The organism is Hahella sp. HN01, assembly GCF_018986435.1.
In the GTDB taxonomy this organism is placed as follows: domain Bacteria; phylum Pseudomonadota; class Gammaproteobacteria; order Pseudomonadales; family Oleiphilaceae; genus Hahella.
Genome location: NZ_JAHMIN010000068.1, coordinates 1 through 12181, shown reverse-complemented (window position 1 = coordinate 12181; position 12181 = coordinate 1). Strand labels below are relative to the sequence as shown.

Below are 12181 nucleotides of genomic sequence, written 5' to 3'. Positions count from 1 at the left end.
ACATATGGCGTTGAATTTATTGAAGAATGAGAAGACGGACAAAGGAGGTATAAAAACTAAGAGGCTACGAGCGGGCTGGGACCATGGTTACTTAAAAAAAGTGCTATCGGGTCTGGCTACTATGTAGCCACATAGTGCGATTTGCCTGAATGAGGAGCTCAAGATATTGGATCTATCAATGAATAAAATATCCGTTATTCCGGATGAAATTGGAAGTTTTGATGCTCTTGTAGGTCTTTCTTTATCGGGCAATAAAGTGAGGGATATACCTAGAGAAATTGGAATGATGACGAAATTAACCATGTTGGATCTGAGCGCGAATGAATTGAAAGAGTTGCCGGTGGAGATAGCTGCTTTACCTGAACTAAGAAGGTCTGTAGAAGGCCATCACGGATTTGTTAGAGCCTTTGTGAGCATTGGCTTTAATGAGGATGTTGAAGATATATACGGAAGTGATGCCGCGAAAGCTCACGATATCTATGATAAACCTGAAAAATTCTAAGGGGTGAATATTCTTTTTAACAAGATTGGAAGCCTTGATCCGAAATTTTGTAATGTGTTTTATATTAAAAAGGACTCGAACGTATATCTAAATTGTGATTGATGCTAGGCGTTAGTGTGTCTGAGTTTAGTGTTTCGGTAACTAAGACAATTCCCCCACCAAAAAGTCAAAAACGGTTCTCACTCTTAGATTCATTTTCAGTTCGCGATGAGAAACGAGCCAGCTTTCGCCTTTGAATGCTTCATAATGAGGAATGGCTCTTTCAACTGACGGCTCCATATCACCGATTTCAATTGGCATCGCGCCGATACCCAGGCCCTGTTTGGTCATTTCCCAGTGTGCCAGGTGGCCGTCAGTCTTCACAGGAAAGTTTTTGTCGCTAAGTTCAAATCCATGCTCTTTCAACGCTTTGATATAGCCGTCATTGTTGGTGCTGAACCCAAGGAAACGGGCGTTATTGAAGTCCTTTGGAGTTTTAGGTCGGCCTATTTTATCCAGGTAGCTTGGCGTAGCGTAAAGCGTGGCTTTTATATCGCTGAGCTTTCTTGCGATTAAATCCGGCTGAGTAGGGCGGAACGCGCGGATGGCGATATCTGCTTCCCGGCGTTTTAAATCGCTGGCTATATTGGATGCGATGATGTCGATGTGGAGGCCGGGATATAGTTCTCTCAGCTTTATGATGATGGACGGCAGGATGAAGGCGGCCGTGACCTCTGTGGCGGAAATAACTATTGTTCCCTCCACCGATCGGGCATGACCCGACGCCGCCATAGATAGACCTCCCGCCGCCTCACCCATAGCGCGGACATAGCCTAACAACGCCAACCCGTTAGGCGTTAACTCCAGTCCTTTTGACCCTCGTTCGAACAGTGCGACGCTAAGCTCTTTTTCGAGTGCGCTCACCTGCCTGCTCAGTGTCGGCTGGGAAATGCCCAGTGCGCGAGCGGCGGCGGAAAGAGATCCCTCTTCCGCTGTAACCAGAAATGCCCGTGCTTGGTTCCAATCAAAGTTTACTGGTCGCCATTCCATACAAATATGCATAACCTTCATTCATATTCAGCAATGTTAGCAATAACTACGTATAGGTAAAATCCTAATAGTTAATCGCCAAATACCAAGAGGATTCAGATGGACTTTTCAATTAAGTTCTGGGACAGAGCCGCCGAGCGTTACGCCAGAAGGCCGGTGGCCGATGTTGGCGCCTACGAGAAAAAACTCGCTGTTACACAGCAATTTCTAAGCGCTGACATGCGTGTACTGGAATTCGGCTGCGGGACTGGGTCAACGGCGCTAGTTCACGCGTCGCGGGTAGCTGAATACCTGGCGACGGATGCATCCTCAAAAATGATAGATATCGCCAGAGCGAAACTGCGCGATCAACCTGTCCCGGGATTAAGATTCGATGTGGCGACGTTGGATGACTATAGCGGGCAGTCAGAATCTTATGATGCGATTCTTGGGCTGAATATTTTGCACTTATTGCGCGATCCGGATCAGGCGATACACCAAGTGTACAGGCTGTTGAAACCGGGGGGCGTTTTCATTAGCAATACCGCATGTCTATCCGATACGCGGCCCTATCTGCGGCTTATCACTCCCGTGGGCAAGCTATTGCGACTCATGCCTTACGTGAAGTTTCTGTCCCGCAAAGGCCTTGAAGTGAGTATGGAAAGGGAAGGGTTTGAGATTGATTACAAGTGGATACCCGAGACGACGAAAGATGTGTATTTCCTCGTCGCGAGGAAAAGCCGTTAAGGGGTCAACAAACCGTCGCGCCAGAGTCTAAACAAAACCTGTTCTGCGTTCTGTTATTAATTCGGCGGAAAAATAGCCTCTAGCCTCTCTCTTGCGGCGCAGCTTATCCACAAACACAGAGCAGAAAAAATAGATCCACAGACCGATACCTGCCTGTTCCCGCCCTGATTACTTTGCCTTTATGGCACGCAGTTTTCTCGGCTGTGGAGCCATATCAGTCATTTTCTTTAAGGTCGATAAGGCGAGATATTTATTATGACTATTGGTGACGGCGGTGGCGTAGGGCCAATCGCCCCTCAAAATCATGTTCAGGCTGGCGGCGGCGTTGTTCATCAACCTGGCGCTCTTGCGTTGGCGCGTAACCCCAATCCTGTTGCCCATCAGGATCAGAATGGCCGTTCTATGTTCAGCGGCTTTTTTGAAGGCGTCGCCAATTTAAAGTCGGCGGTTTATAACCGTCTGCCGAATAATCCGCTGCGGGATATGTCCGTCAGGGAGCAGCACTACAGGGTTCCGCTCTCTCGTATGGAAGGCAATGCGGAGACGCTTTTTAACGATATGGATCGGGCCAATCACCATGAACGGCTCAAGGAACAGGCCTTGACCTCTTTTAGCGGGACGCATCACGCTACGGGCGACGCGGCGCTGGTGGCGGGGCAGTTTCAGGATTTTCTGGCGTTTGATGTTGATAATTTAAGCGCGGATGAAGTCCAGCAAGCTGAAGATAATGCGCGGCAACGGACTGACAATTGGTCTGATGGCGTACCTGGGACTGAGCATGATTTCAATATCAGGCTGCAGCAGGAGAAAGAAATCATCGCACTGCAAAAACKGGCGCAGTTCGATGATCTCCCGCCTCTGGATGAGTCCCAGGAGCGTAATCAGATGTGGGGAGAGCTGAGTGTGGGCGCGTCTCTGCAAAGAAACGTCACCATGCAGGAAACCCGCGATCAGCTGTCCTTTTTCGGCCGTCAGCTTTCGGTCTTTATGAAGAAAGAAGGATTGGGATTCGATGGTTTGATAGACAGGAAGGCGGCGCAGCTGGTGAGAGATCAGGAGTTGGACGCGAATACTCGATTCGATGACCTAAACAATGATCAGCAGATCGACGTTTATAAGGCGGTGTTGAAATCCGCGTCCACCGCTAACCCGAACCTTATGGATAAATTTCAGAAAACCATAAGCAACAACCTGCAAGCAGGCGCGACTAACTTTATGTCGTTGTTAAATCGCATCAATATTTTTTCCAGTTAAGGAGCGGTGATTGAGCGTCATCCTGGTTCGCTGGTGGTGAGACACATTGGCGAGACTTGATGGCGCTCGCTTCTTGTTTTTCCGCCATGTTGCACAAATACATCGGTAGGCTGATATGGCCAAACCGGCCGGACCTCTAATCTGAACTCAGTTTGAATCCGCAAGGCTGCCAGCCTGCACAGACCAGAGGAATAGAAGATGAGGCCGCTACTGTCATTAATCGTATTGTTATTGTGCCTGTCGAGTGTGGCGGTGCGCGCTGAGGGATGGCCTTGGGCCAAACTCAGCTATGGCCATTATGCGGAAAATGAGCCCATTCAAGAGCTATTGCAGCAGTTCGCCGCTGCGATCAATACGCCGGTTGTGGTCAGCGATAAAGTTCAGGGCGTGGTCAATGGCCGCTTCGAAAAAGCGCCAGCCCGAGACTTTATCGACAGACTGGCCAAGCTGCACAGCCTGTTGTGGTACTACGACGGCCAGGTGCTCTACGTCTACGGCGCCAGCGAAGTGGAGACAGATCTGATTCATCTGCAGGACGTCTCATCTCAACGCCTGATCAAAACCCTGACGAATCTGGGCGTGCTGGACCGACGCTATACTCTCAGGGCCATCCCGGGTGAAGGAATCGTGATGGTGTCCGGGCCGCCCCGTTATACCCAGCTGGTCAAGGAAGTAGCGGACATTCTGAGCTCTGGACAACAGGGCAAGCCCAAAACCGGCGACGCCTTTGTGGTGCAGGTGTTTGAACTCAAGCACGCCTGGGCGGATGATCGCTCCATGGTGATTGGCGGGCAAAGAATAGCGGTTCCCGGCGTGGCCTCTTCGTTGCAGGCGATTTTAGGTCGGCGCATCTCTGAACCGACCGTCAACGCGATTGCGCCGAGACCCCTTCCCAGACTGAAAGGACAAGGGCTGGCTCAGGGACGTTACGGGCCGACGGACATCACGCCCTCTCAGGAGGCCAACAGAGAGATCGTCTCCGTGCGAAGCGAGGAGGGCGGCGTCAACTCGGAAACGGCGGGATATATCATCGCCAACGAGCGTCTGAATGCGGTCATCGTGCATGATCGCCAGTCGAAAATGTCCCTCTATCAGGAACTCATCGACTCCCTGGACCAACCTAGAAGCCAGGTGGAGATTGAAGTCTCGATTATCGACGTGAGTACGGATCGTCTGAACGAAATGGGATTTGAGTGGCAGATTAACGGGCGCAACGGCAGTTTCACCAATGCGGATTTCTCTCAAGGCGCTTTGCCGCGCAGTCCTAACGAGCTGTCTTTTGTGGTGGGCGACGGCGCTAACTTCTCTACCTTGCTGACCAACACGCAAGACTTGTTTCTGTCTCGTATTCGCGCCTTATCGGAAGATGGCGACGCCAGCGTGCTGTCCCAGCCGACGATTCTGACCTTGGATAACATCGAAGCGGTGTTGGATCACAGCACCACCTTTTACGTGCGGCTGGTGGGCGATAGGGAAGTGGACCTGTTTCCGGTGTCCGTCGGCTCAGTGGTCAGAGTGACGCCGCACATCGTGAAAGGCGATCTCAGCGATAAAATTCATCTGAATATCAATATCGAAGATGGCCAGCAGACCGGACAGGCCGTGGATGACATACCCGCCGTCAGCAAAAGCATCATCACCACCGAAGCCCTGGTGAACGACAACGGCAGCCTGCTTGTCGGCGGTTATTACTTCAATCAGGACTCCTCCACTAGCAGCAAGATTCCCGTACTGGGCGATATCCCGCTATTAGGGCGCCTGTTCCGCACCGACGGCAGCCAGCTGCAGAAACGAGCCAGACTGTTTCTGATTTCACCCCGCATCGTCGGCTCCAACACGGCTGAAATTAAATACAACCGCCGGCTGGAATCCCTGATCAACAAGTATCTGAGCACGGCCCCGGAACTCTTTACGCCATAGAAGCCAATTAGGCCTGTGGATATATGGTTGCAGGCGCCTTTCTAAGACATTGTTAACACAAGCTACGGCACTGTTAACACAAGCGCGGCGACTTCCATACAGCTTCGCCGCAACCCAAATGCTTCACTCACAAACCGGACACAAGTACAGCAATGACTAGCGCACAATGGATGATCAAGTTGCTCTCCGGGCCTCACGCAGGCGCGGAAATGCGCCTCGAAAACCGCGCCTACCGGGTCGGTTCTGCAGACGATTGCGACATTGTGTTGCACGACAAACTGCTGCCCGAGCTGGCGTTTACGCTGGATGTTGGAGTGGACGGCGTGCGCCTGCTACGGGAAGCAGCAAATGAGACGGGCAATGAGACAAGCGTGGCGTTGCTGTGCGAATGGCGGGAGGTCGACGAGCTGGATGTAAAAGTCGACGCATTCTCGATTTATTCCCTGGGGATGCTGCATTTTTGTTTTGGCCCGACCAACCAGCGCTGGCCGGACATTTCACTGCCCACGCCTCACCACGCGGCGGAATCCAACGCGTCTAATCTTCCTGCCGCAGCAGAGTCGGAGCATGCGAAAGATCCCGTGGACAAGCGCCAGGACAACGTCCGCAGGGGACTGCCACGAAGCTCCAAACTCATGCTGCCGGTGTTTCTGTGTTTCATCGCCGGCGGCGTGATCTTCAACAGCCGCTTTCTCGATGCTGGCGTTATCCAGCCGAAAGCGTCCCTGGATCTCGCCGGTATTGTCGCTCAGGACTGGCGTTTCGAAGGACTCGCCGTCAATCCTCAGACCCTGAGTAACGGCGCGAACAAATGGCTGATCAGTGGTTACGTCGACACCGCTGCGCAAGCGGCGGACCTAAAGCGGCGTCTGCAGGCGCTGAATGCGCCGTTCGAGCTTGATATCCGCGTCATGGAGAGCGTCAAACGCTCAACGGAAACCCTGCTACAACAGTTTCATTTATCGCATCTGACGGTCAGTCTCGGAACTCAGCCCGGAGAGCTGGTGATCAGCGGTATTGAAACAAGTCTGGACAACTGGTTGCGACAAAAAGAGCTGCTGCTCGCCGACATTCCCGGCCTGACGCACATTCAGGACCGCGTAGAGAGGCCGGAAAGCCGACTGAATCAACTTAAACAGTGGTTGCAGGAGGAAGGGCTCGATAAAGAAGTGCTGGTCAATGCGCAAGATGGGCGTTTGTCCATCACCTCGGATATTCGTCTGGAGGACTCCGAGGCGTGGCGGCGGGTTCAACGCAAGTTTCAGGAGCGCTTCGGCGGGACGCTGGACTTGGCGGTCATCGCCGACGCTCGGCCCACGCTGGCGATTCGTAGCGTCAGCCTGGGCGCGGTTCCCCATCTTGTGCTGGCGAACGGACGCCGTTATGGCCTGGGAGCCCATGTCAGCGATGGCTATTTTCTGGAGCAGGTCGCCAAGGACGCTGTCGTCCTGCGGCGCGGCGAGGAATTGATCAAGTATCGCGTCGGTTCCGGCGCGGATGAATCTGACGAATATTAATCAGGCCAATATCACCGCCGTGTTAACAACAACGGAACCACAGGAGAAGCAAATGGGAGACAACTTTAGCGAACGTACGCCCCAGGAGTGGCTGCAACTGCTGGTGGATTATCAGCGGCAGTTACAAGCGCGCCTGAAGGTGGGATGTCAGCCGTCAGAGTATTACCTGCTGGCGGATCTGGATGCGGCGGTGGATCTGGTGATCCGCCGATTTAACCGCCCTCAATTTAATAGCGCGTTATTTAACGATGCTCGAATAAACAACACTGACGATGGAGGAAGACGATATGGCGTTCAATTTTGATGCAATCAACGATGCGATGGGTCGCCAGGCGACATTGAAGGAAGAGGAGTTGCGTTCTTTCGCCAACAGCATGGACCCCAATAACTCCTCGGACCTGATCAAATTTCAGCAGAAGGTCCAGGAGTGGGGACTGATCACCAACCTGCAGAGCACGACGATCAAGTCCCTCAAGGACACCATCGCCAGCATCGTGCAGAAAATGCAGTGAGCGCAGACATGGACGCCAGCATCGACGACCTGGTTCTACATAGAATAGTTCTGCGCAAACTGGCTCTGGAAGCCTTCGACATGCTGCTCGAAGGCGCTGTCGACGACGCACGCAAAGTGCTCACGACGGTGAACCGGATCAAACCAGGCAACCCCGCGTCGACCCTGGGGCTGGCGTTGGCGGAGCGGCTGCAGGAACCTGGGCGCGGCCGCGGACATAGCGTCGGAGGCGGCCACAACAGCGACCCGGTGTTGAGCTGTTTCCAGGGTTTGATCTGGTTGCAACAGGGGCGCGAAGAGGAGGCGAGGGCGTTGCTGGCCAAGACCTCCCAGTCGCCGGACGCCACCGCCGCCAAATTGGCCCAAGACATCATCCAGCATGAAATAGAAGGCAGGTAACCATGGACCCTATCAATATTCAATACAGCCTGAATTTTCTCAATTCAGATCAACTCGCCGCCCCGGAACTGACGGCGGACCCGGCGGCGTTGGAGCGTTTTCAGCAAAGTCTTCAGCCACAATCGGACGCGTCTGCGCACTTAACATCGGACGGGTCGCCCGTCACGTTGGGCGTAGAGGCGTCGGATAACACGCTGGGAGATAAAGTGCTGCAGGGCATGCAGAACGTGAAGTCCGGCTATGACCAGCAAATGGAGGCGATGCAGCTCACCTTGAACAGCGCCGACCCACTCAATATGAGCGATATGCTCAAGCTGCAGATGGACCTCGCTCAACTGACGCTGCAGGGCGAGCTGATCAGTAAAACCGTCAGCAAGAGCACGCAGAACCTGGATACGTTGCTCAAGAGTCAGTAGCCATGAAAAACACATCCACACCATACCGATTCTCCCGTCGAATGCGGTTTTTGCTGGGCTTTCTGCTTGTCTTCGCCCTGAGCGGCTGTAAAGAGACGCTGTACAGCGATCTGACCGAGAAAGAAGGCGCGGAAATGCTGTCGATTCTGCTGGAGGAAGGCCTGGAGGCGGAAAAAGTCCCGGGCCAGAAAGGGCAGACTGTCGCTCTCAGCGTCGAGCGTGCGCAGTTGTCTCAGGCGATTCGCCTGCTTAAAAGCAGGGGCTATCCTCGGGATGACTTCACCAGCGTTGGCGAGCTGTTCAAGAAAGACGGCCTGATCTCATCGCCCCTGGAAGAGCGGGCGCGTTACATATACGGCCTGTCTCAGGAGATCGCCGCGACCCTGTCGCAACTGGACGGCGTGATTACCGCCCGCGTGCATGTGGTGATGCCAGAGGTGGAGAACAAAAAAGCGCCGTTGAAAGTGTCCTCCGCCTCGGTGTTCATCAAGTATGAAAGCACCGTCAATCTGGATGATTTCGTGCCGCAGATTAAGTTGCTGGTGAACAACAGCATTGAAGGGCTCAGCTATGACAATATCGCCGTCGCGCTGTTTCCGACTCAGGCCGCGCCGGTCGCTGGCGGCGCTGCGATGGAGAGTGTGTTTTCCGTAAATGTCGCCGCCGGGTCGATCGATCGCCTTTACGGATTGCTCGCCATTGGCGGGTTGCTGTTGATCTGCGCTCTCGGCGGCAATCTGCTGCTGTATCGACGTATGAAACAACGCAGTGCTCACACACTGGCCTTAGAGCAGGCTTAATGTCCACGGTGACCCCAAGGTGAGTTCGTCAATGCGAGCAGAACTTCTTATTCAGGCGGCCCGTTTTAACGGCGCTCCGGGCATTTACGCCGACGCCAGCTGGTTCGCGCCCTGGCTGACGCCTACGAGTTTAGCCGCCATGCTAGGTCGGACTGACGCCACAAGAACCCTGAACCGCTTTTTACTGGAGCAGTCCGAGCCTTTAGAGCCGGTCGCCCCGGAGGCGTTTTCCGATCCGTTGCTGCAGTTGCTGACGCAAACCTCGATGAATGCCCCCCAATTCGCCATGTGGGCGGGGTTAGCGCTGCACTATCGCGACTTGAAGCGAATCATTTGCGGACGTCGTCAGCGCGAATTAAAAGTCGCGTTTGGGGAGGAGGGCTATTGTTTCGCTTTGGAGCGGGCGCAGTTTATGGTGGGCGCCGCTTGGGATCATGTCCCCGTGCTGGCCGACGAAGATACGCCGACTGTCTACAAAATGATCCAAAGTGCGGGAGTAACGTTGCTGGCGACGGCGTCAGCGAGTCTGCCGCCATCTGCGCAAAAACGCCTGCCGTTTTTCTTCCCCAAGCGACACTCCCTTTGCTTCGCGCATTGTTCTACGAATGATGAAATGCCCAACATGACGTTGTACGTTAATTACCCTGACGCCGTGGAAAAGGCGAGGGGGTTACTTTTTAAAATTGCTCTGGAGATCATGCCGTCATGGAAGCCAATTTCATTTTAATCAGAAACATACAAGAGAAAATTAAAGTTAGAAATAGCCTTGTTAAGGCGTCTGATTACCAGTCCTGGCATGATGCGGACAGGCTCCTCGACGCCGCTCGCGCCGAAGCGGATGTAATCCTGGCTGACGCGAAAAGACAGGCGCAGGCGGCGTTACAAAGCGGCTATCAGGATGGTCTGGCGAAGGCCAAAGAGGAAAGCGCCGAACGCTTGATCACCGCCAGTATGCGGGCTCATCAGATGCTGCAGATGGCGGAGTCGGATTTGATTGAGCTGGTGAAACTCAGCGTGGAGAAACTGTTTGGCGATATCGGCGATGAGGTGAAAGTCGCGAACCTGATTCAAACCGGTCTGGCGTCCTTGCGTGAGGACTATCGCGTCACAGTCCATGTTGCGCCCGAAATGGAAGCTCAAGTGAAAGCGGCGTTACCCGATGTCCTGTCTCATTTTCCGGGCATCGAATACTTCGACATCACAGCGGACCCACGACTTCCCCGCGACGCCTACGTATTGCAAGGGGACGCCGGCATTATCAAAGGCTCTATCTCCGACCGCTTCGCCAAGCTGAATACGCTGGTGGAGCAAGCCTTGTCCGCTCCCCAAAACTAAATACTTCCCTGGGAGCGCGGGCGGCCCGCCCGCACTCTTATCAAACTATTTGTCTGCCGTGGCTAAACGCTCCAGAAAGCGGACACTCTTGCACTTCCCGAACACTTACCCTACAGGGCATTTATCTGCAGGACTGCACCTACGGCATATGCCGAATGGTGGATTGGGACAGCGGCAGGCCAAACGTACAATGTAGCGCGCCCGGTCGCCAATGCGGCCAGATTTTGTCGCTTTTCCAATTATCATTTGTCCGTCTCCGCCCCAGTGGCCTTTAACAAGGGATGTTTCCTGATGCATTACCCCCGTCGCTTCCAAGTCAAACATCACTTGGATATCGTCGCCGATGAGCTGACGCGCATTGAGTCGCCCACCACCGCCATTGGCTATATCGAGAAATGTCTGAGCGACGGAGACGGGCGCGGCAAAGATTTCGACGCCTTTATCGCCTCGCTGCAGGGAAGTCATTTCCAGTCCACCTCCAACAAATTTCCCGGCCGCAGCGCGGCGGTGTTTAATAGCTGGCGCAATACCCTGATTCGTGAAGCGCGCCATGACAATGTGCTGCTGGTGGTGGATGCAAGCGAAAAGCCTTTCCATCCGTTGATCGTTGAGAAGAACAAGAAGTTGACGCCGGGGCAGTCTAATACTCATGCCGCCACCCAGTTGTTGAATCGCCTGAAGCCGGTGAAAACGCCCTCGCCGAAACGTCCGGCGGGGACTGCTGCGGGCGGCGCGGCCGCCTCCAATCCCATGGCGGAAAGCCATCCGTCGTTCAACGGCAATGTGGGCTGGGCCAGTGAAAAGAGCCCAAAAACCAGTTATGGAGCGCCGCCGCCTGCTTCGTCCTCGCCCAGCCCCGAAGAGACGTCCGTCAGCGACGCCAGCGGCCACAACGACAATGGCGAAACTCAAACCGCCAACGACGAAGCCTGCGTCAGCGGCGATCCTGTGAGCATGATCACCGGCGAGGAACTGCTGGATCTGGTGGATTTCACCTTGCCCGGTCCCATGCCTTTAGTGTGGAAGCGCACCTATAAAAGCTCCAACAATCATCAGCGCGGCCTGGGCGTGGGCTGGACGCACCTGTTGTGTCAAACCCTGGAAGAGGACAACGGCCGCATCACCTTCACCACCGATGAAGGCCGTTATATCGACTTCCCGCGTCCCCTGATCGAACAGTCCAGCCGCAACGCGGCGGAGCGCATGACCCTGCATCGGGTGGACGAGAACACCTACGCGCTGCAGCAGATGGGACAGCCGGATAAAGTCTTTGTCGGCGGCAACGGCGCCTACCGCCTGGAAGCTCTGGTGGACGCCTTGGGCAATCGCATCGACATCGCTTACTGGCAGGACGTGAAAGGTTATGCGCGTCCCATCACCATCCTGCAAGCCAACAGGGGACCGCGTCTGCATATCCTGCACAACGCCCAGGGCCTGATGTGCGAGATTCAGTCGATCCAGTCCAACGGCGCCGTCGCGACCTTGGCCACCTACGACTATGACGAGCAGCAGGACCTGATCCGCGCCGCAGACCGGGCCGGCGCCAGCGAAACCTACGCCTACCGCCATCACGTCATCACCCGCCGCACCCTGAAAACCGGCTTCAGCTTCTATTTCGAGTGGAGTCAGTACAGCCCGAGCGGCAAGTGTCTGCGCCAGTGGGGCGATCGCGGCATTTACGATTACCGTTTTGAATGGGATATCGCCAATAAAGTCTCCCACGCCTTCGACAGCAACGGCGGCAAAACCACTTACTACTACGACCACCGCGG

General features: G+C 54.4%; 14 protein-coding genes and 1 pseudogene. 14 read left to right on the top strand and 1 reads right to left on the bottom strand.

Features of this window, described 5'->3' with window-relative positions; translation table 11 throughout:
* A pseudogene (locus tag KP814_RS31300) lies at positions 1–127 on the top strand (ISAs1 family transposase); the annotation flags it as partial.
* A gap of 51 nt (positions 128–178) precedes the next feature.
* Positions 179–502, top strand: a complete 324-nt coding sequence (locus tag KP814_RS31295; RefSeq protein WP_216740459.1) for a leucine-rich repeat domain-containing protein — start codon at positions 179–181, stop codon at positions 500–502.
* 141 nt (positions 503–643) lie between these two features.
* Here the strand turns inward: KP814_RS31295 and KP814_RS31290 are convergent, their stop codons facing one another.
* Entirely contained in the window at positions 644–1552 is a 909-nt protein-coding gene (locus KP814_RS31290; protein ID WP_216740458.1) for a LysR family transcriptional regulator, read from the bottom strand.
* Positions 1553–1630: 78 nt separating this feature from the next.
* On the opposite strand from KP814_RS31290, the gene KP814_RS31285 reads away from it, so the two are divergent.
* From KP814_RS31285 to KP814_RS31230, 12 genes are all read left to right on the top strand, one after another.
* On the top strand, positions 1631–2257 hold the full coding sequence (locus tag KP814_RS31285) for a bifunctional 2-polyprenyl-6-hydroxyphenol methylase/3-demethylubiquinol 3-O-methyltransferase UbiG (RefSeq protein ID WP_216740457.1): 627 nt from the start codon (positions 1631–1633) through the stop codon (positions 2255–2257).
* Between the two features lie 255 nt (positions 2258–2512).
* Positions 2513–3511: a hypothetical protein gene (locus KP814_RS31280; RefSeq protein ID WP_216740456.1), complete on the top strand. Its 999-nt coding sequence runs from the start codon at positions 2513–2515 to the stop codon at positions 3509–3511.
* A 198-nt stretch (positions 3512–3709) separates the two neighbouring features.
* The gene (sctC, locus tag KP814_RS31275; protein ID WP_216740455.1) at positions 3710–5431 is read left to right on the top strand and encodes a type III secretion system outer membrane ring subunit SctC; all 1722 of its coding nucleotides are present in this window, start codon (positions 3710–3712) and stop codon (positions 5429–5431) included.
* Between the two features lie 152 nt (positions 5432–5583).
* Positions 5584–6948 carry a type III secretion system inner membrane ring subunit SctD gene (sctD, locus tag KP814_RS31270; RefSeq protein WP_216740454.1) on the top strand — a complete coding sequence of 455 codons (1365 nt, stop codon included), beginning with the start codon at positions 5584–5586 and terminating at the stop codon, positions 6946–6948.
* Positions 6929–7252 carry a hypothetical protein gene (locus KP814_RS31265; RefSeq protein ID WP_253938770.1) on the top strand — a complete coding sequence of 108 codons (324 nt, stop codon included), beginning with the start codon at positions 6929–6931 and terminating at the stop codon, positions 7250–7252. Before sctD ends, KP814_RS31265 begins: the two co-directional genes overlap by 20 nt.
* Positions 7236–7460: an EscF/YscF/HrpA family type III secretion system needle major subunit gene (locus KP814_RS31260; RefSeq protein ID WP_011397073.1), complete on the top strand. Its 225-nt coding sequence runs from the start codon at positions 7236–7238 to the stop codon at positions 7458–7460. Before KP814_RS31265 ends, KP814_RS31260 begins: the two co-directional genes overlap by 17 nt.
* Complete coding sequence (locus tag KP814_RS31255; protein WP_216740453.1) at positions 7457–7858, top strand: hypothetical protein; 402 nt, start codon at positions 7457–7459, stop codon at positions 7856–7858. Before KP814_RS31260 ends, KP814_RS31255 begins: the two co-directional genes overlap by 4 nt.
* Before the next feature lie 2 nt (positions 7859–7860).
* Positions 7861–8274, top strand: coding sequence for a type III secretion system inner rod subunit SctI (gene sctI, locus KP814_RS31250; RefSeq protein ID WP_216740452.1), 414 nt, complete (start codon positions 7861–7863; stop codon positions 8272–8274).
* A 2-nt stretch (positions 8275–8276) separates the two neighbouring features.
* Positions 8277–9074: a type III secretion system inner membrane ring lipoprotein SctJ gene (gene sctJ, locus KP814_RS31245; RefSeq protein ID WP_253938769.1), complete on the top strand. Its 798-nt coding sequence runs from the start codon at positions 8277–8279 to the stop codon at positions 9072–9074.
* Between the two features lie 31 nt (positions 9075–9105).
* Positions 9106–9801: a SctK family type III secretion system sorting platform protein gene (locus KP814_RS31240; RefSeq protein WP_216740451.1), complete on the top strand. Its 696-nt coding sequence runs from the start codon at positions 9106–9108 to the stop codon at positions 9799–9801.
* On the top strand, positions 9780–10409 hold the full coding sequence (gene sctL, locus KP814_RS31235) for a type III secretion system stator protein SctL (RefSeq protein ID WP_216740450.1): 630 nt from the start codon (positions 9780–9782) through the stop codon (positions 10407–10409). The genes KP814_RS31240 and sctL overlap by 22 nt, the downstream gene beginning before the upstream one ends.
* A 291-nt stretch (positions 10410–10700) precedes the next feature.
* A partial coding sequence (locus KP814_RS31230; protein ID WP_253938768.1) for a DUF6531 domain-containing protein occupies positions 10701–12181 on the top strand: 1481 nt, incomplete at its 3' end.